We start from the raw sequence: 19412 nt of genomic DNA on the forward strand, positions 1-19412 counted from the left end.
CGCCCAGACAGTAGCTTTTCGATCCAATCTGCGCTAAGCCGATGATAATTACGCCGAAAAAATCGGCGAATTCGAGGCAGAACAAGAACAGGTCGAGGAGACCGGGCAGTGAAATCCGTACCCTTCCGGTGGGCGCGTCCCATCGCATTACTTGCGGCTATGGCCGTGGTATCTTCATGTGGCCTTCCGCAGGTTGGCCCGAACAAACGTCAGATCTTTGCCGGATCGGTCCAGAAGGAAGGCGACGCATTTGTTGTCGCCGTCAACGACCGTGTGACCCGCGCCACCGCCGTCGCCCCCGCGCTTGGCTTTAGCCCGGGGTTCATCAACGCCGGTCAGCTTGGGTCGGATACGATCAACCCCGGTGATACGCTGGGGCTGACGATCTGGGAAAACGTCGATGATGGCTTGCTGGCCGCCCAAGGGGCCAACGCCACCGTGCTGGAAGAAGTGCAAGTCGACGGATCGGGGTTCATCTTTGTGCCCTACGCGGGCCGGATCAAGGCCGCTGGCAATTCCCCCGAAGCGATCCGCCGCATCATCACCAACAAACTGTCCGAACAAACGCCGGACCCGCAGGTTCAGGTGCGCCGTCTGGCCGGTGACGGGGCGACCGTGTCGCTTGTCGGCTCTGTCGGTGCGCAGGGTGTCTATGCGATTGAACGCCCCACGCGCACGCTTGCCACCATGCTGGCGCGGGCCGGTGGTGTGACCATCACCCCCCAGATCGCGCAGGTCACCGTGCTGCGTGGCAATCAGCGGGGCAAAATCTGGCTTGAAGATCTTTACAGCCACCCAGAGCTCGACATCGCCCTGCGCGGCGGGGATCGCATCCTGATCGAGGAAGACACACGGTCCTTTGTGGCCCTTGGTGCCACCGGCGCGCAGCAGAAAGTCCCGTTCGAGACCAAGAACCTGTCGGCGCTTGAAGGCATTGCACAGGTCGGCGGCCTCAACGCGGGCACCGCTGACCCGACAGGTGTTTTCGTCTTCCGCAACGAACCCGAAGCGGTCGTGGCACAGGTTCTGGGCCGCAATGACCTGCAAGGCGCACAGCGCATGGTCTATGTGCTTGACCTGACCAAACCCAACGGCATGTTCATGGCCCGCGATTTCGTGATCCGTGATGGCGATACGCTCTACGTCACCGAAGCCCCCTTCACCCAGTGGAGCAAGGTCATCTCCTCGATCACGGGGTCGGCCAGCTCGGTCAACAACCTGTCGTCGCTCGCGTCGAGCAACTGATCTGGACCGATGGCTTTAGGGCCTGAAATATACGACACACCCGCCGCCGGTTCCCCACGGGACCGGCGGCTTTTTGTGTTTAACGGCGGCTTCATCACCAACCGACGGGTGCGGCGCATCTTGCAGCTGTCGGGCTATAGCCTGCATCTGGGCATGCCGCGCGACGGGGATGCGATCGCTGTCTGGGGCAATGCTGGCACCGCGCATCGTGGGCTGGCCGTCGCATCCAAAAAAGGGCTACCCGTTGTCCGCGTCGAAGACGCGATGCTGCGGTCGCTGTTTCCCGGTCGCGCAGGCGAGCCGCCGCTGGGGCTGCTGGTCGATCACAAGGGGCTGCATTTCGACCCGGCACAGCCCTCCGAGCTTGAGGACATCCTGACCAGCCACCCGCTGGATGACACGGCTTTGCTGGACCGCGCGCGCGGTGCCATCCACCGCATCACCGAGGCGCATCTGACCAAATACAGCGGGTTTGACACCGCGCACCCCGCGCCGGATCCCGGCTATGTGTTGGTGATCGACCAGACCTTGGGTGATGCGTCGGTCGCGGCCTCGGGCGCGGACCGGTCGCGGTTCCTTGAGATGCTGGTCTTTGCCCAGCAAGAGAACCCCGGCGCGCGGATCATCATCAAGACCCATCCGGAAACCGCAAAGGGCTATCGCAGCGGTCATTTCGGGCCTGAGGACGCCAACGACCGCATCACCCTGCTGACCGCCCCCATCAGCCCCTGGACCCTGTTTGAAGGGGCCGTACGTGTCTATACCGTGTCGTCACAAATGGGGTTCGAAGCGATCTTTGCAGGCCACAAGCCCCGGGTGTTCGGGCAGCCCTTCTATGCAGGCTGGGGCCTGACCGAAGACGAATTCCCCGTGCAGCGGCGGCAACGTGTGCTGACCCGTGCGCAGCTTTTTGCGGGGGCGATGATCCTTTATCCAAAATGGTACGATCCGCACCGTGACTGCCTGTGTGAACTGGAAACGGTGATAGAGGCGATGGCCGCGCAGACCCGGGCCTGGCGCGAAGACCACCGGGGCTGGGTCGCCTCTGACATGCGCCTGTGGAAACGTCAGCCCTTGCAGCGTTTCTTTGGCCGCTGGTCGCCGGTGACCTACCAGAATGATCCAATGGCCGCCCGCGCCACAGGCAAGCCCTGGATGGTCTGGGCCTCGAAAGCGACGCAGGCCCATGCCGGTGCCCTGCGGGTCGAGGACGGTTTCCTGCGCTCGCGCGGATTGGGGGCCGATCTGGTGCCGCCCCTGTCGCTGGTCTGCGATGATCTGGGTATCTACTATGACCCGCGCAGCCCCAGCCGGTTGGAACAGTTGATCACGTCGCGCGCCAAAATGCGCCCCGACCAGTCGCGCCGCGCAGCACGGTTGATTGCGGCTCTGCGTGACGCGGGGCTGAGCAAGTATAACCTTGGCGGCGGTGGCGATATGGACGCCCTGCCCGCCGGACGGCGCATTCTGGTACCGGGTCAGGTGGAGGACGACGCGTCTATCCGTGCGGGCACCGATGCGGTATCCACCAATCTGGCGCTGCTACACGCCGCGCGCACCGCACATCCCGACGCCGTGATCCTGTACAAGCCCCATCCAGATGTAGAGGCCGGGCTGCGCCGTGGCGCGATTGACGCAGGCGGGCTGGCGGACCGCGTGCTGACCGATGCCGACCCCATCGCCCTGCTGGCGCATGTGGATGAGGTTTGGACCATGACATCGCTGCTGGGGTTCGAGGCCCTGCTGCGCGGCGTCAAGGTAGTGACCTTAGGTGCCCCCTTCTACGCGGGCTGGGGCCTGACCGAGGACCGCGGCGATATCCCGGCGCGGCGAAGGGCAGAGGTGAGCATCGAAGGTTTGGCGCATGCCGCCCTGATCGATTATCCGCGCTACTTTGATCCGCGCAGCGGCACCGCCTGCCCGGTCGAGGTGGTGGTGGAGCGGTTGGCCTCGGGTGATCTGCCGCGGCGCGGGGTGGCGAACCGGGTGCTGGCGAAGCTGCAGGGCGTGTTTGCGACACAGGCGCATTTGTGGCGGCGGCGATAGTAGCGCGGGGCCAGCCCATGTGCCGGTCAGAAGCGGGGGCCAGCCCCCGCGCCCCCGGGATTTTAAGCCATTTGGAAGGGGTTAGGCGGGCGTGTTGCTGCGGTGCCAGATGTGGAGGAGGTCGGGGCCGATGCGCGAGGTTTCGGTCAGGGTGAAGCGCGGGGCCTGTGCCAGACGTGGAAGCTGCAGCGGCGCGATGGCGGGCAAGCCGTCCGCGCCAAGGGCCAGACCCGCCGTAAACCCGACGAGTTGATCCACTAGATTCTCCTTTAGCAGCGTCGCAGCCAGTCCGCCGCCGCCCTCGCAGAAGATGCGTGTCAGACCGTGGCGGCCAAGCTGCTGGAGCATGTCATCGGCGTCGATCTGGCCCATCTTTGGTGCGCAAGAGATCAGCGTCGCGCCAAGACTTTCCCACGTCCCGATCAGCTCTGCCGGGGCCTTGGGGCCGTGGCAAAGGATCAGGGGGATGTCATTGGCGGTTCTGGCGAGCGTGCCATTCAGGGGGATGTCCAGCCCGTTCGACACAACAATCCGTGTCGGCTGGCGCGTGGTGCCAAGGTCGCGCACGGTCAGGCTGGGGTCATCCTGCCGCGCCGTGCCACCGCCCACCATGACCGCGTCATGGCGACTGCGCATGGCATGGACCACGCGGCGAGCGGGCGGAGCAGTGATCCATTGGCTTTCGCCCGACGCGGTGGCAATGCGACCGTCAAAGCTGCTGGCGAGCTTGAGCGTCACCATCGGGCGGCCTTCGTCGACACGCAGGAAAAAGCCCAAATGATCCGCGCGGGCTTCATCTTCGAGCACGCCTACGTCAACGATAATGCCCGCAGCACGGAGGATCGCAATGCCCTTGCCGCTGACGCGTGTATCGCTGTCGGTGCAGGCGATCACCACGCGCGCAGGCTTGGCGGCGACAAGCGCATCGGCGCAGGGCGGCGTCTTGCCGGTATGGGCGCAGGGTTCGAGGGTGACATAGACCGTCGCCCCTTGTGCCGCCGGCCCTGCCTGACGCAAAGCTTGGGGTTCCGCATGGGGCCTGCCGCCCGGCTGGGTCCAGCCACGCCCGACAATGCGGCCTTGTTGCACGATGACGCAGCCCACGGCGGGATTGGGCCAGACAGCCCCCTGCCCGCGCCGGCCCAGCGACAAGGCCAGCGCCATAAAGCGCGCGTCGTCAGACATACTTATTCGTCCGCAGGGGTATCGGGCCGCAGTTCCTGCACGAATTTATCGAAATCATCTGCCGCCTGAAAGTTCTTGTAGACGCTGGCAAAGCGGACGTAGGCGACGGTGTCGATGCGGGCCAGTGCCTCCATCACGATCTCGCCGATCTGTTTCGATCCGACATCGGTTTCGCCCATGCTTTCCAAACGGCGCACGATGCCGCTGATCATCTGATCGATCCGTTCGGGATCAATCGGGCGTTTCTGCATCGAGATCCGGATGGAGCGTTCCAGCTTGTCACGGTCGAAATCCTCGCGCTTGCCCGAGGTTTTGACGACAACCAGATCGCGCAGTTGCACCCGTTCGTAGGTGGTAAACCGACCCCCGCAGGCGGGACAGAAACGGCGGCGGCGGATCGAAACGTGATCCTCGGCCGGGCGGCTGTCTTTAACTTGGGTGTCGATATTTCCGCAAAACGGGCAGCGCATAGCCGGTCCCCTTATCTTAAACCTGCTCAATAGGGGGTGAAACACCCCCATTCCCCAAAACTATAGGACCAACGCGAGGTTTTGGGTAGGGGCGAAATGCCCATCTATATGTTGTAGCGAGGAAAACTGCCCTGAACTTTGCCTGATACCATGCGTTGTCCCTGCAAGACGACTGATCTGAAAGGAATTCACTATGACCAAGACGCTTTTCATCACCGGAGCCTCAAGCGGGATCGGTGCTGCCACCGCCCGCGCTGCTGCCAAGGCCGGCTGGAACGTCGGGCTGTTCGCCCGCAGCGAAGACAAGCTGAAAGATCTCGCGCGCGAGATCGGGGATCAGGCGCTGGTGCTGACCGGAGATGCCACGCAATACGACGATCAGGAACAGGCCATGAGCCGCCTTGCGCAGAAGTTCGGGCAAATCGATGCTGTCTTTGCCAATGCAGGACGGGGGACATCGCCGGGCGGCACCGAAAAGGGTGACCCGGACGACTGGAAATCGATGATCGATCTGAACGTGATGGGCGCGCTGTATACGGCCCATGCCGCGATGCCATATCTGCGCAAGACCACGGGGCAGTATGTTGTGACCGGTTCCGCCGCAGGACGCCGCCACATCAAAGGGTCGATCTACGGCGCGACCAAGTTCTTTATCCACGGCTTTGCGGGCAACCTCGCCGACGAAATGGCGGAATGGGGCGGGCGCTGTATGGTTGTCTCTCCCGGGATGGTGGACACGGCGTTCTTTGACGAAGCCAAGCCCGACAAGCTGAAACCAGAAGACGTGGCATCGGCCGTGATGCACGCGCTAGAGGCACCGGCCCACGCAGCCGTGCGCGAGATCCACTTGATGCCGGTGGATTGAGTTCAGGCGAAATGCACCGCGATGCGTCTGCTATGGGGCGCGTCGCGGTGTTCGAACAAATAGATGCCTTGCCATGTGCCCAACACCATGCGGCCTGCAACCACAGGGATGCTGAGCGTAACGGGCAGCACTGACGCCCTGATATGCGCGGGCATGTCATCTGGTCCTTCCAGCGTATGCCGGAGGTAGGACATTGAGGGGTCATCCGCAGGCGGCACCAGACGCGAGAAATAGGCCAGCAGATCGCGTTGCACATCCGGGTCCGCGTTTTCCTGAATAAGCAGCGAGGCGGAGGTATGGCGCAGAAACAGTGTCACCAACCCGTCAGAGCGTTGCCCTGACAGCGCCTGATGCACCTGATCCGTCACCTCGTAGAGCCCCTGCCCGCCGGTCTTGACCGTAAACTCGCTATCCATTCCGCCCGCCTTGTGCTGATGGGTCAGGCTAGCCTCAACGCCCGGGCGATTGCAAACCACCGCAGAGCGTGATCCCGTGGCTGATGGTCATGGCCGACCCGGCCTTGGTCAAGGATCCGCCCAGGATCACGACGGGCGACGGGGTCAGCCCCGCGGGATCCAGCGTGAAGGTGACACCACCATCGCCGCCAAAACCACGCGCGCGCGGCTCGCTTACATAAAGCTTTTGGCTGTCCTGCGCGCCCATTTCCCGCAGCGCATAATCCGCCGCGGCACACCAATGCCCGCGCGCACCAAAGCCGGTGCTGCCGCTGATATGCACGCCGCCCTCGGTGGGTGTGAAAGTCAGACGGTCATTCGGCACATAGGCCTGTGCGAAGGCTGGGGTCGTTGCCAATGCGGCCAGTACGAAAGCGATGGTCAGGGTTTTCATCGTGGTATTCCTAATTTTCAAAAGTCTTTAAGTTCAAGGATGTAGTCCTTGCAGAACTGGATGGCGTGGCCCACGGGCAGGGCCTGACCCGCGTTGCGCACCGATACCGAATAGGATTTGAACGCAGGCTCCGACAGCTCTGCACCATTCAGGGTAAAGACGACGCCCGTGCGCCCTACCCCGCTGACAGATGGCCCGCGTGAGGACTTAACGTAGATCTCAGCGGCGCTTGGCGTGCCCAACCTTTCCTCGGCATATTCGGCGGCGGCACACCACATGCCCCTGGCCCCTTCGCCATGATCCTCGATCACCTCGAAGGATGCGCCCGACAGCGGGATGACCTGTAACTCGTTCACCGCTGTAAAGGATTGCGCAAACGCGGCGAGCGGGGCGGCAGTGAGAATGGCGGCAAGGGCAAGACGTTTCATGGCGGATCCTGTTTGGTGCGTGGTTCACAGATAGGCTGCGCGGCGGGATTTTAAATTCACAGCTTCGAGATCGTCGTCTCAGCCCATGAAAAAAGGCGGGTGCCTGAACACCCGCCTTTCAAAACTCTCGCGATCAAGTGCTTACTGATCGAGGAACGACCGCAGCTTGCGCGACCGGCTTGGGTGCTTGAGCTTGCGCAGCGCCTTCGCCTCGATTTGACGGATACGTTCGCGGGTCACGCTGAACTGCTGGCCGACTTCTTCCAGCGTGTGGTCGGTGTTCATGCCGATGCCGAAGCGCATCCGCAGCACACGTTCCTCGCGCGGGGTGAGGCTGGCCAGAACCCGTGTCGTGGTCTCCTTGAGGTTTTCCTGAATGGCGCTGTCGAGCGGCAGCACGGCATTCTTATCCTCGATGAAATCACCAAGCTGGCTGTCTTCTTCGTCGCCAATAGGCGTTTCGAGAGAGATCGGCTCCTTGGCGATCTTCATGACCTTGCGCACTTTCTCAAGCGGCATCTGCAGTTTCTCGGCCAGTTCCTCCGGCGTCGGCTCGCGGCCAATCTCGTGCAGCATCTGGCGGCCGGTCCGAACCAGCTTGTTGATCGTTTCGATCATGTGGACCGGAATACGGATGGTGCGCGCCTGATCCGCGATGGAACGGGTGATCGCCTGACGGATCCACCATGTCGCGTAGGTCGAGAATTTATAGCCGCGACGGTATTCGAACTTGTCGACGGCCTTCATCAGGCCGATGTTCCCTTCTTGAATAAGATCAAGGAACTGCAGGCCACGGTTGGTGTATTTCTTGGCGATCGAAATCACGAGACGCAAGTTCGCCTCGACCATTTCTTTCTTGGCCTGACGGGCCTCTTTCTCGCCCTTCTGAACCTGCTGCACGATGCGGCGGAATTCAGAGATATCAAGACCGACGTATTGACCCACCTGCGCCATATCAGCCCGCAGCTCGTCCACCTTGTCAGAGGACCGTTCGATGAACATCTGCCAGCCGCGACCGGACTTCTCGGCCATCCGCTCCATCCAGTTGGGGTCCAGCTCGTAGCCGCGATAGGCGTCGACGAATTCCTTGCGGTTGATGCGCGCCTGGTCGGCAAGCTTCACCATAGCAGAGTCGATCTGCATGATGCGGCGGTTGATGCCGTAAAGCTGGTCGATCAGCGCTTCGATACGGTTGTTGTGCAGGTGCAGGTCGTTGACCAAAGCCACGATCTCGGAGCGGACGCGCTGGTATTCCTCCTCATCGGTCTTCGAAAAGGTGCCGTCCTCGTTCAGGGTGGCCGAAATCCGGCTGTCCTGAATTTGGCTCAGCTTGACGTAGTCATCGGCAATGATGTCGAGCGCTTCCAGCACTTGCGGCTTCAGCGCGGCTTCCATCGCGGCCAGCGACATGTTGGCCTGTTCGTCATCATCCTCGTCGTCGTCATCGTTCGAGATCGGATTGCCGTCGGCGTCCACTTCGCTGGTGCTTTCGGCGGGCTTTGTCTCGGTGCCCGCGGTTGGCACGACCGGAGTCGTTTCCTCTTCGTCGCCCATCTGGGTGCCGAATGTCGCCTCGAGGTCGATGACATCGCGCAGCAAAATGTCTTCGGACAAAAGTTCGTCGCGCCAGATCGTGATCGCCTGGAAGGTCAGCGGGCTTTCACACAGCCCCGCGATCATCGTGTTGCGCCCTGCCTCGATCCGCTTGGCAATGGCGATCTCGCCCTCGCGGCTCAGCAGTTCAACCGATCCCATCTCGCGCAGATACATGCGAACGGGGTCATCGGTGCGGTCCAGCTTTTCCGACGTGCCAGAGGACAGCGCCACATCACGGTTGCTTTCCGTGGTCGCAATTTCGGTCCCGCCCTTGGCGTCTTCTTCTTCGGCTTCTTCGTCCTCGATCACGTTGATGCCCATTTCGGACAGCATCGACATCACATCCTCGATCTGCTCCGAGCTGACTTGGTCAGGGGGCAGAACGGTGTTCAGCTGATCGTAGGTGATATAGCCCTTTTCACGGGCTTCGCCGATCATCTTTTTGACGGCGGCTTGGCTCATATCAAGCGAATGGCCGGCATCCTGGTCGTCAGACTTCGCGTCTTCGTTCGTGTCTTTGGCGGCCATGAAATTTCCTCCAGCGAATGGGTGCGAATCACGTGACGTGATTCGGTTGTTCGAATCATGCGGGGTTCTGGGTGATTCTTAAACCCGTTACCCTGTATTTTGTTAAACATCCCGGCGAAAAAGCCACGCCGGGTTCATTTTTTGTCTTTCGCATCACCCTTCAGGATCGACCCCAGCAATGCATCAAAAGCGCTGCGTTCGTCCCGGCTGATGTGGGCACCGTTCTCGGCAATGTCGTATTCTGCGGTATCTTCCTGCCCGCTGCGCTGTGCGCGATCAGCGTTGCGTGCCGCTTCGCCCAGCCGCCATGTCAGCCCTTCATCCGCGGTGCCGGTCAGATCTTCGACCGCATCGGCAATCTCTTCGTCCAGCCCGCGCACGGCTTCCAGCTTGCCCAGTTCTTCGGCGACAGTCATGCGCGTCTTTTCCAGGTTGCCAGGGCTTCGGATGCAGGGCGTGATGGCTACGTGGCGCTGCGACAGCATGTTTTCAAGGGTGTACTCCCCCACTGCGTCATAAATCTTTTCGCGCAACACCGCCGGATCGTGATGTACATGGCGCAACATCAAATCGCGGATACGCCCGTGATCAGGATCCTGGCAGCGCATCGCGGCCAGCCCGGTCTCGAACTCTTCCACCAACTGCGGACAGCCCAGCAGGGCCATCAGGATCACCGCCTCGCGCAGATGCTCCGTCGCTCCCAGCCCGGCTGCGGTCACCAGAATAGAGGACTTCGCACTCGGGGATGGCCCCGGCGGCGCGGGGGCCCACTTGCCCCCACCGGAGGCGCGCGCGACGGGGCTAAAATCTCTCTTGGCCTTTTGCGGACGGAAGAGCTGCCAGCGCAGATCCTTGATTTCCTGGCCATAATGGCTGCGGATCGACGGGTCTTTGATCATCATGATCTTTTCGCGCAGCGCCTTGTCCAACCCTGCCTTACGCTCGGGGCTGTCGAAAACGCGACCGTCGGTCTCGCGCTGCCACAGCAGACGCACCATCGGCATCGCGTTATCCAGTAACTTTTGCAACGCTGGTGCCCCGTGGGCGCGGAGCAGATCATCCGGATCCTGCCCGTCAGGCATCACCGCAAAACGCAAGGATTGCCCCGCCTCAAGCAGCGGCAGCGCCAGATCGATCAAGCGCATGGCCGCACGTTGACCCGCCGCATCCCCGTCCAGCGTGATGATCGGCTCGGGCGAGATACGCCACAACATCTGCAACTGGCTCTCGGTGATCGCCGTGCCCAAGGGGGCCACCGCCGCACCGAAACCGGCCTGCACCAATGCAATCACATCCATATAGCCTTCGGCCACGATCAACGGCTTGCCCTGCCCTGCCGCGGTCCGCGCATCGCGCACATTGTAGAGGCTGCGGCCTTTGTCAAAAAGCTCCGTCTCGGGGGAGTTCAGATATTTGGCGTTGTCATTCGGGTCCATTGCCCGCCCGCCAAAGGCAATCGCCCGCCCCCGCGCATCCCGGATCGGATACATGATCCGGCCCCGGAAAGTATCATAAGGCCGCCCGCCCTTGGACGAAGGCTTGGCCAGCCCCGCCCCAAGGATCAACGCATCCTCGACGTTCTTGGCCTTGAGGTGATCCCAAAGCCCTTGCCACTGGTCCGGCGCGAACCCGATTTCCCATTGCTCCAAGGCCTGCGGCGTCAGCCCGCGCCCGGCAAGATAGTCGCGCGCGGCCCCTGCCGCAGCGGTGCGCAGCTGCAGCCGGAAATACTGCACCGCCAGTTCCATCACCTCGGCCAGTTGCGTGCGCTTATCCGCCTTCTCCTGCGCGCGCGGGTCTTGTTTCGGCATGGGCATCCCAGCCTCACGCGCCAGAATCTCTACCGCTTCCATAAAGCTGACATTCTCGGTCTCGCGCACGAAAGAGATCGCGTCCCCCTTGGCGTGGCACCCGAAACAATAGTAGAATCCCTTGCGGTCATCGACGTGGAAGCTGGCGGATTTTTCCTGGTGGAACGGGCACGGAGCCCACATATCGCCCTTGCCCTGATTGGACTTGCGCGGATCCCACATCACTTTGCGCCCCACCACCTGTGACAGGCTGGCACGGCTGCGCAGTTCATCCAAAAATCCAGGGGGCAGGCTCATACTGTTTTATATTGGGTCGGCAGGGCCAAAGTCCAGCACCCAAAGCCTGCCCAACGTGCTTCATTTTGCCGGATAAACTCCGGGGGGATCGTCCGTCAGGGCGATGGGGGCTGGCCCCCGTCTTACCGCCCCGACAGGTACTCCGGCATGATCAAACGACGCGCGCGGACGTCACTGGCCCAAACACATTTCGTTCCAGGCGGCAGAAAGGTCGTTGCCCTTCACGTCGCGCATTTTCATTTCATAGACCCAAGGGGCGACCAGCGGGACAACCGCGTCATAGCGATCGGGCCATTCGGGGTTCTTGGAGGCGATGTGATCCGGCACGTCACGCTCTTTCACGCGGTCGATCCGCGCTTGCCGGACGGCCTGCACGACATCTGCCTGATACTGGCAATCGGTTTCGGCGCTGGTGGCGGCGAAGACAGGCGCGCTGGACGTCGCCAGTGCTGCGGCAATCATGAGTTTACCAAATTTCATCGTCACATCTCCTAAATGTTTCTTTGCAAGCCCGCCGCCCTTCCACGGCCTACGCCGTTTAAAGTTAAAGGCTGCAGCGGACATGAGAGCGGGTGCTCATGGCGCAGGAACCTAGCCAGCCCCCGTTGGAATACAAGTGACAGAGCGGTTTTCCGCAGTACGCGCTTGGCGGTTTGGCGCGTCTTTGCCGAAAGCCGCTATCACAGCGGCTTTCGGGGAACTTTTCAGGGGCGCAGCATAGGGCCCGCGCGAGGTTACAGCCCCTTTGCGCGGTAGCTGGCGGCGACCTTGCCGATGCTGACCAGATAGGCGGCGGTGCGCAGGTCTTCGACATCGTCGCGGCTGTGCCAGACTTCCGCCATCGACCGGTAGGCGTCGCTCATTGTGTCGTAAAGACCGGAGCGGACCAACTCAAGCTCCCCGGCGCCCCGCAGGTACTTATCCTTGAAGTTCGGGCTTAGCTGCCAGCCGACGCCGCTATCGGCGCTCAGACGTTCCAGCTCGTCCACCAACAGCTGGTGGCGGCTTTCCTCGTTGCGGCGCTGCATACGGCCAAAACGAATGTGGCTCAGGTTCTTGACCCATTCGAAATAGGACACCGTCACACCGCCGGCGTTGGCATACATGTCAGGGATGATCACGACGCCTTTTGCACGCAGGATATCATCGGCACCGGCGGTTACGGGGCCGTTGGCGGCTTCGACGATCAGCGGGGCCTTGATGTTATGCGCGTTGGTCAGGTTAATCACCCCTTCCAGCGCCGCAGGGATCAGGATGTCACAGTCCGCTTCCAGCAGCTTGGCACCGTCTTCTTCAAGGGGCGCATCGGGATAGCCCTTGATCGTACCATGCATGGAAATCCAGCGGTGCACCTCTTCCACGTCAAGACCACGGTCATCGAACAAAGCGCCGTCGCGTTCAATGATCGCGGTGATCTTGCAGCCATCCTCTTCGCTCAGGAACTTGGCGGCGTGGTAGCCCACATTGCCCAAGCCCTGCACCACGACGCGTTTACCGTCCAGCTCACCGCCCAGACCAGCCTTTTCCATCCCCTTGGTGTCGCGGAAGAAAGCGTGCAGCGCATATTGCACGCCGCGGCCTGTCGCTTCGGTGCGGCCATGGATGCCGCCCGCGTTGATCGGCTTGCCCGTCACACAGGCAACCCCGTTGATATCCGTGGTGTTCATGCGCTTGTACTGATCCGCGATCCAGGCCATCTCGCGCTCGCCCGTGCCCATGTCGGGGGCGGGAACGTTTTGCGCGGGGTTGATCATATCGCGCTTGATCAGCTCGTATGCGAAACGGCGGGTGATCAGTTCCAGCTCGTGTTCGTCATAGTCGCGCGGATCAATGCACAGCCCGCCTTTGGAGCCCCCGAACGGCGCTTCGACCAGCGCGCATTTATAGGTCATCAACGCCGCCAGCGCCTCTACCTCGTTCTGGTTCACGCCGGGGCTGTAACGGATGCCGCCCTTGACCGGCTCCATGTGTTCGGAATGGACCGAGCGATAGCCGGTGAAGGTCTGGATACCGCCGCGCAGGCGCACGCCGAAACGCACCGTGTAGGTCGCGTTGCACACGCGAATCTTCTCTTCCAGACCCGGCGACAGGTCCATCAGGGCCACCGCCCGGTTAAACATGATGTCGACGCTATCGCGAAAGCTCGGTTCGGTTCCGGGGTTCATTCTACGCTCCTAAATTGGCTCTGCGACCCTGATGCGGGCCGGTTCATCGCCTCGCCTTTTGAACATGGCACCTGCGTCAAGCAAAGCTGTAAATCACCATATTTCGAAGTTTTCGCACAAATTTTAATCAGTTTGAAAACTTATCACCCAAAGCGAGTAGTCACGGCACACAAGACAAGTCCTGCGCGAAGTTTCCTGACAGGGGACAGTCCGGCTGCCCGGGCGGGATCTGCCCCAAAAACGGTCTGAGTATACACTTTTTTAAACGTATTTCGCCCTATTTCGGCCAACTTCACCCCGCATATCTGCTGGCAACGCCGATCCGCCCGAAATGCGTCTGTCGCATGGGTCGCACGAATAAGGACATGGAAATGCCGGTGAACGATACAGTGAGTAAATGGGTAACCCTCCCCCTGCGCAAGCGGCTGACGCGGTTCGCCCGTGAAGACGACGGGTTGGTGACGATCCTCGCGCTTTTCATGATCATGATGATGATCGCCGTGGGTGGCATCCAGCTAGATTTCATGCGCCACGAGATGGAACGCTCGCGTCTGCAAGCTGTGTCGGACCGTGCCGTTCTGGCCGCGGCCGATCTGGATCAGATGCGTGACCCAAAAACGGTGGTGGAAGACTACTTTGCCAAATCGGGCATGACCGAGTTTTTGTCGAATGTCGTGGTGGATGACGGTCTGAACTTTCGCACCGTGACGGTCGACGCAAGCAAGGACATGGACACCCAGTTTATTGGCCGCTTTGGTTTCCCCACGCTCGAAGTGCCCGCCCATAGTCAGGCGGAAGAACGCGTTGCGAAAGTCGAGATCTCGCTCGTGCTCGATATCTCGGGTTCGATGGCCACCAATAACCGTCTGGGCGAGGTACAGGACGCCGCCGATATCTTTTTGGACACCGTGCTGAAGGACGAGAACGAAGACCTGATTTCAGTCTCCCTGGTCCCCTACTCGGAACAAGTGAACGCGGGCCCGTTGATCATGGACCGTATGAACGTGAACAGAAAGCACGACTATTCCCACTGCATCGATTTCGACAATGGTGACTTTGATTCGATCGCGATGAATAGCAGCACACGGTATAACCAGATGCAGCACTTCCAGTGGAACTACGATGGCCGCAACAACTACCGTGACGATACGGTTTGCCCGCGCTACGATTACGAGCGTATTACCCCGTTTTCACAAAACAAACGCACGTTGAAGAACCAGATCGATGATCTTGTACCGCGCGCTGGTACGTCGATCTTCCTTGGCATGAAATGGGCCGCGGCGATGCTTGATCCGGCGTTCCGAGACATCAACAACTCGCTGGTGAATGCCGGTCATGTCGACCGTGAATTCTATAACCGCCCCGCGAGCTATACCGATTCAGAAACGCTTAAGACTGTTATCCTTATGACAGATGGCGCGAATGATAACTCGTTCCGCATCAGCAATACATACTACAACGAAGATAGCGAGTATGTTCACTGGAATAGATACAACCTTTGGTGGTATCTACGCCGCGAGGTAAACTCGCGCTACTGGGGCTACTTCTATTATCAGAAGTACAACAAATCGCTGGGCAACACCTTGCTGTCGAATATCTGCGACGCCGCCAAAGCCAAGCGGATCGTGATCTGGTCCATCGGGTTCGAGGTCGATGACGAGGACGTGCCCGCGATGCAGGATTGCGCCTCCTCGCCCAGCCACTTCTTCCGCGTCGAAGGTGTCGAGCTTTCCGAAGCCTTCCGTGCCATCGCCCGCCAGATCAACCAGTTGAGATTGACCCAATGATCGCCCGCATTTCACAAGCGCTGCGCCGGTTCCGCCGGGGTGAGGATGGCGCAGTTGTCCTGATCGAGTTCGTGATCCTCTTTCCGGTCATCTTCGGCATGTTCCTCGCGTCGGTCGAGGTCAGCCTTTATTCCCTGCGACAGTTCCACCTGAACCGCGGGCTGGAAACGGCAGTACGGTATATCCGGCTGAACACACGCACGACGATCACCCACGACATGATCAAAACGATGATCTGTGACAACGTGGGCTATATCGGCGATTGTAAGGATACCCTGCGCCTTGAGATGGTGCTGGTGAACCCGCGCAACTTCGCCGCGATGAACGCCTCGCCCGACTGCGTGGACAAATCCCTGCCCGTCAAACAGGAACGCGGCTTTACCCTTGGGGCGCAGCACCAGCTGATGCTGCTGCGGGCCTGCGTCAAGTTCGATCCGATGCTGCCGGGCAGCGCTATGGGCTTCAAGTTCGAAACTGATGGCGCAGGTCAGGGCAGCATGTACGCCGTATCCTCCTTTGTGCAGGAGCCAAGCTAATGGTTATCACTTATCTCAAACGCCGTGTACTGGCGCGCTTTCTGCGCGATCAGGACGGCAGCGCCTCGATCGAAGCGGTGATCATGATGCCCATGGTCTTCTGGGTCTATCTGGCGATGTTTACCTTCTTCCAGACCTATCAGGAATATTACACCAACCAGAAAGCGGCCTATACCATCGGCGATATGATCTCGCGCGAGACGCTGCCGATGGACACTGCCTATATGGACGGCATTCAGGATCTGCTGGATTATATGACCCGTTCCTCGGGTGAAACGACAGTGCGCATCACCTCGGCGAAATACGATCAGAAGAACAAACGGTTCCTGCTGCACTGGTCCCGCGCTCGCGGCAGCCTAAGCGACGCGACCCAAGCGGATGTGACCGGCTGGACTGATAAAATCCCGGAACTGGAGGATGGTGAATATATCACTGTCACCGAGACATGGACGTCATTTGCCCCGCCCTTCAACATCGGGCTGCCGGTGCAAGAGGTGAAGAACTTCGTCTTTACCCGCCCGCGCTACGCCCCTTGGGTGCTGTACTCGGACGGGGCGTAAAAGCTGACGATCACGACAGAAAGAAAAGGCCCGCGGCGATCTGCCTGCGGGCCTTTTGCTTAGGATCGTTCTGCCATCATGGCAGAGATGATCTCGGACATGAACTTGGTCTGACTGCCGGGGGTCATGCCGCCGACACCGATGCGCCGGCCAATCCGCCACCACAGACCCGGGCGCCAGATGCGGTCACCGCCTGTACCCGGCTTGGTGCGCAGTAGAAAACCGTTAGACGGCTTGAACGCAAAAACGCCGCGATCCAGCCCGATGATGTCTTCGACCCGTGCAATCACCGTACCGTCGCTGTCACGTAATTCGGTGGCGGTCAGCTCGATCGCGCCCGCGGTTGCGCGGCGCATCTTGTCAGCCATCCAAAGCGCCAGCCCCCCCATTGCCAGCAAGAACACCTGCCAGCCCAGACCGGGCGACGAGGTGAACGCGACGTAGATCAGGAACAGCCCCAATATCCCAAGCGCCGTCAGCCCAATGGCCCGCCGCCCAGAGGAGGCACGCGTGGTGGCAAGGACTTCGTTTGGATCGTTGAATTCAGGGAGCATGGGGCGCGACTTTCGTTAAGGTCGCTTTGCCTACCGCGCCGGGCGCGCATTTGGCAAGCCCGCGCCGCGCAATCCCGCACGGCGGGCCCTGACCGCTTGGGCCAGTTGCCAGCCTATTGACCGGCCTTCGGAGGCTTTGCGCCGTCGCGTTTGCCCTTTTTGCCGCGCTTGAGCATTTCCTCGACTCGGTCGGCATAAGCTGCACGCTCGGGTGCCGACATCTGGGCCAACTCGGCCAGCCACGCGTTTTGAACGGTCTGCTGAACGGTCAGCGTGGCGTCGCGTTGCAGGTCCAGCACGCGGCGTGCCTCTGCGGGGTCAAAGGGCTCTGCGCGGATGGCGGTCAGCGCCTCTTGATACAATGCGCGGCGTGCGGCACGGCTGACGGATTTATCCTCGCGCCCCTTGCGCGCATCGGCAAAGACGGCGCGGCGGCGTTCTTCGGGCAACGCCATGACGTAGGGCGTGCCATAGTCGCGCATGTGCCGCATCGCGCCACCATGCGGCCCGTCAAAGCGATAGACCGCCCCCGCAACCAGCCCCAGCACCAGAAGGTTCACCCCCAGCGACAGCCCCAAGGCCCACCGCAGTGTCTTCGTGCTTTTGAATGCAAAGCCTGCCATTTTCTATCCCTCGTCCAAGTCCCAGCCGAACGCCGTCAGATCTGACGTATAGGTGTCCAGCGATGTCGCATCGGCGACGATGTAATCGTCGCCGCCGGTGATGATCTGCGTCGCGACATCCGGCAAGCCGCTTGGCGGGGCGACCCCGATCCAGAACCCGACAGCCGTTGCCGTGATCAGCCCGCCCAAGGCAGGTGCGCCGCCGATGGCGCGCCAGAAACCCCGCCAGCCCCCTATCGCAGGGGCAGGCTGTGCCGCGAGCGCATCGGCGATCAACCGGTCCATCATGCCCGCAGGCATCTGCGGCGGGGTCGCCCGCGCCTGTTCGAAATGCGCCTCTAGCGTATCTGTTTCACGTTTTGTCATCATCGTATCCCAAGGCGTCACGTCTTGCGCCCAAAAGTTTCGCCAAAGCCCTTTTGCCCCGTGCGGTCAGGCTTTCAACCGCTTCGACCCCGACATCCAGAATGGTCGCGATCTCGGGGTTCGCCAACCCGTCTATGTGGCGCAGCACCACCGCCTGCCGCTGCCTTTCGGGCAATCTGTCCAGCGCCGCTTGCAAGGCATCCTCGCGCGCCGTGCGCTGCAGCCGAGCCTCGGCGCTCTCCGCCGGATCGGTGGGTTCCGCGATGTCCTCAAGCGGGACACCACGGCCGCGTTTGCGCAGCCGGTCGGTGCACAGGTTGGCGGTCACACGGTACAGCCAGGTGGTCACCTTCGCTTCGCCATCGCGCCAGTCCGGAGCGATCTTCCACAGGCGCATCAGCGCGTCTTGCGTCACGTCTTCAGCCTCGGCCGCGTTGCCCAGAATGCGGAAGGCGTGACCAAAGATGCGCGGTGTCAACTGGAGCGTCAACAGCCGTGCCGCCGCCGCATCCCCCTGCACATATCGGTGTAGCAAGGCGCGTTCGGGGTCATCCACCCCGTCGGCATCCGTCGTATCGTGCATATCCATCAAACCGGAGGTAGCCTTTGCGGGCGCGCCGTTCAAGTGCGCCCGCATGCTTGCCTTATTCCGTTGCAGCCGCGTCGCCGTCATCGGACTTGTCGTGCTTCATGTGTTTGCCGGGTTTGCCGTGCCCGTCCTTGCCGTCATGACCACCGCGTTTGCCGTGATGCTTGCCACCCATACGGGCTTTGGCGAACTCTTCCGCGCTCAGCGATCCGTTCTTGTCGGTGTCCAGCTTCTCGATCATCTGCTCGGGGCTGTGACGCCCGGCCATTTCTTCCATCGACAGCTTGCCGTCTTCATTGGCATCCATGCGTTTCATCATCTTGTCGTGGCGCTTGGCCATCCGGTCGCCTTTGCCTTTGCCCATGGCTTCAAGCTCGGTCGCGGAAAGCGACCCGTTGTCGTCGGTGTCCAGCTTCTGCAGCAGGCGCTGGCTGCGCTCGGCGTGGCGTGCCTTGGCTGCGGCGGCCAGTTCATCCTGTGTCAGGAAGCCGTCGCCATCCGCGTCAGCAGCAGCGAAACGTGCCGCGGCGTGGGCTTTCATTTCCTCGGCAGTGACTTCACCGTTCATATCGGTGTCCAACTGGACAAAGTGGCTTTGCTTGCCGCCCTCTGCCTTATCCGCATTCTGCGCGACCAGTGTCGTGCCGCCCAATGCGATCAACCCGCTCAAGAGTGCGATCTGAAGATTTGCTCGTTTTGTCATCTGTTTCTTCCTTTGGTGATCTATCTAACGCCCGCCGTTTTCAGCGTGGCGATACCGGTTCAAACGACAGCCACCCGTCATTCCGTCGCAAAAAATGTGAAAAAGTTTTGGGCACCCCTGCGCGGGCTTTGCGACATGGCGACGCAACTGCCCCGAGATCCCTTTATTTCGCGGTGTTTTGGCCGCATGTAGGATGGGAACAAGGAAAC

The 19412-nt window shown here is 61.1% G+C and carries 20 protein-coding genes; 6 read left to right on the plus strand and 14 right to left on the minus strand.

Annotated elements, in window-relative coordinates; translation table 11 throughout:
* The first annotated feature begins 159 nt into the window (after positions 1-159).
* Both EE36_RS02595 and EE36_RS02600 read left to right on the plus strand, forming a co-directional pair.
* Positions 160-1245 (plus strand): polysaccharide biosynthesis/export family protein, encoded by a 1086-nt coding sequence (locus tag EE36_RS02595; protein WP_005849224.1) that lies wholly within the window; start codon positions 160-162, stop codon positions 1243-1245.
* 9 nt (positions 1246-1254) lie between these two features.
* Complete coding sequence (locus tag EE36_RS02600; protein WP_005849226.1) at positions 1255-3291, plus strand: capsular polysaccharide biosynthesis protein; 2037 nt, start codon at positions 1255-1257, stop codon at positions 3289-3291.
* A gap of 81 nt (positions 3292-3372) precedes the next feature.
* Here EE36_RS02600 and ribD read toward each other — a convergent pair whose 3' ends face one another.
* Together ribD and nrdR are read right to left on the minus strand one after the other, a co-directional pair.
* A complete protein-coding gene (gene ribD, locus EE36_RS02605) occupies positions 3373-4476 on the minus strand; it encodes a bifunctional diaminohydroxyphosphoribosylaminopyrimidine deaminase/5-amino-6-(5-phosphoribosylamino)uracil reductase RibD (RefSeq protein WP_005849228.1) in 1104 nt (367 codons plus the stop codon).
* A gap of 2 nt (positions 4477-4478) precedes the next feature.
* Positions 4479-4946, minus strand: a complete 468-nt coding sequence (gene nrdR / locus EE36_RS02610) for a transcriptional regulator NrdR (RefSeq protein ID WP_005849229.1) — start codon at positions 4944-4946, stop codon at positions 4479-4481.
* Between the two features lie 193 nt (positions 4947-5139).
* Between nrdR and EE36_RS02615 the strand changes: the two genes are divergently transcribed.
* A complete protein-coding gene (locus EE36_RS02615) occupies positions 5140-5811 on the plus strand; it encodes an SDR family oxidoreductase (protein ID WP_005849231.1) in 672 nt (223 codons plus the stop codon).
* A 2-nt stretch (positions 5812-5813) separates the two neighbouring features.
* Here EE36_RS02615 and EE36_RS02620 read toward each other — a convergent pair whose 3' ends face one another.
* From EE36_RS02620 to EE36_RS02650, 7 genes are all read right to left on the minus strand, one after another.
* Entirely contained in the window at positions 5814-6227 is a 414-nt protein-coding gene (locus EE36_RS02620) for a secondary thiamine-phosphate synthase enzyme YjbQ (protein WP_005849233.1), read from the minus strand.
* Between the two features lie 34 nt (positions 6228-6261).
* Positions 6262-6660 (minus strand): hypothetical protein, encoded by a 399-nt coding sequence (locus EE36_RS02625; protein ID WP_005849235.1) that lies wholly within the window; start codon positions 6658-6660, stop codon positions 6262-6264.
* Positions 6661-6677: 17 nt separating this feature from the next.
* Complete coding sequence (locus EE36_RS02630) at positions 6678-7088, minus strand: hypothetical protein (RefSeq protein ID WP_005849237.1); 411 nt, start codon at positions 7086-7088, stop codon at positions 6678-6680.
* Positions 7089-7229: 141 nt separating this feature from the next.
* A complete protein-coding gene (rpoD, locus tag EE36_RS02635) occupies positions 7230-9212 on the minus strand; it encodes an RNA polymerase sigma factor RpoD (RefSeq protein ID WP_005849238.1) in 1983 nt (660 codons plus the stop codon).
* Between the two features lie 134 nt (positions 9213-9346).
* Positions 9347-11320 carry a DNA primase gene (gene dnaG / locus EE36_RS02640; RefSeq protein ID WP_005849240.1) on the minus strand — a complete coding sequence of 658 codons (1974 nt, stop codon included), beginning with the start codon at positions 11318-11320 and terminating at the stop codon, positions 9347-9349.
* Positions 11321-11491: 171 nt separating this feature from the next.
* On the minus strand, positions 11492-11800 hold the full coding sequence (locus tag EE36_RS02645; RefSeq protein ID WP_005849241.1) for a hypothetical protein: 309 nt from the start codon (positions 11798-11800) through the stop codon (positions 11492-11494).
* A gap of 254 nt (positions 11801-12054) precedes the next feature.
* Positions 12055-13485, minus strand: a complete 1431-nt coding sequence (locus tag EE36_RS02650) for a Glu/Leu/Phe/Val dehydrogenase (protein WP_005849243.1) — start codon at positions 13483-13485, stop codon at positions 12055-12057.
* A 371-nt stretch (positions 13486-13856) separates the two neighbouring features.
* On the opposite strand from EE36_RS02650, the gene EE36_RS02655 reads away from it, so the two are divergent.
* The 3 genes from EE36_RS02655 to EE36_RS02665 are packed head-to-tail and all read left to right on the plus strand — an operon-like array spanning position 13857 to position 16368.
* Positions 13857-15272 (plus strand): TadE/TadG family type IV pilus assembly protein, encoded by a 1416-nt coding sequence (locus EE36_RS02655; protein WP_254655601.1) that lies wholly within the window; start codon positions 13857-13859, stop codon positions 15270-15272.
* The gene (locus tag EE36_RS02660) at positions 15269-15808 is read left to right on the plus strand and encodes a TadE/TadG family type IV pilus assembly protein (protein WP_005849245.1); all 540 of its coding nucleotides are present in this window, start codon (positions 15269-15271) and stop codon (positions 15806-15808) included. Before EE36_RS02655 ends, EE36_RS02660 begins: the two co-directional genes overlap by 4 nt.
* Positions 15808-16368, plus strand: coding sequence for a TadE/TadG family type IV pilus assembly protein (locus EE36_RS02665; protein WP_005849247.1), 561 nt, complete (start codon positions 15808-15810; stop codon positions 16366-16368). The genes EE36_RS02660 and EE36_RS02665 overlap by 1 nt, the downstream gene beginning before the upstream one ends.
* Before the next feature lie 59 nt (positions 16369-16427).
* On the opposite strand, the gene EE36_RS02670 is transcribed toward EE36_RS02665, so the two are convergent.
* The 5 genes from EE36_RS02670 to EE36_RS02690 all read right to left on the minus strand — a co-directional run bounded on the left by EE36_RS02670 (position 16428) and on the right by EE36_RS02690 (position 19203).
* Complete coding sequence (locus EE36_RS02670; RefSeq protein ID WP_005849249.1) at positions 16428-16922, minus strand: hypothetical protein; 495 nt, start codon at positions 16920-16922, stop codon at positions 16428-16430.
* A 113-nt stretch (positions 16923-17035) separates the two neighbouring features.
* Positions 17036-17545: a periplasmic heavy metal sensor gene (locus tag EE36_RS02675; RefSeq protein ID WP_005849250.1), complete on the minus strand. Its 510-nt coding sequence runs from the start codon at positions 17543-17545 to the stop codon at positions 17036-17038.
* A gap of 3 nt (positions 17546-17548) precedes the next feature.
* Entirely contained in the window at positions 17549-17911 is a 363-nt protein-coding gene (locus tag EE36_RS02680; RefSeq protein WP_235183798.1) for a hypothetical protein, read from the minus strand.
* Positions 17898-18584, minus strand: coding sequence for an RNA polymerase sigma factor (locus EE36_RS02685; RefSeq protein WP_005849253.1), 687 nt, complete (start codon positions 18582-18584; stop codon positions 17898-17900). Before EE36_RS02685 ends, EE36_RS02680 begins: the two co-directional genes overlap by 14 nt.
* The gene (locus tag EE36_RS02690; RefSeq protein WP_005849255.1) at positions 18556-19203 is read right to left on the minus strand and encodes an EF-hand domain-containing protein; all 648 of its coding nucleotides are present in this window, start codon (positions 19201-19203) and stop codon (positions 18556-18558) included. The genes EE36_RS02685 and EE36_RS02690 overlap by 29 nt, the downstream gene beginning before the upstream one ends.
* Positions 19204-19412: the final 209 nt, after the last annotated feature.

It is taken from the genome of Sulfitobacter sp. EE-36 (assembly GCF_000152605.1).
Lineage (GTDB): Bacteria > Pseudomonadota > Alphaproteobacteria > Rhodobacterales > Rhodobacteraceae > Sulfitobacter > Sulfitobacter pontiacus.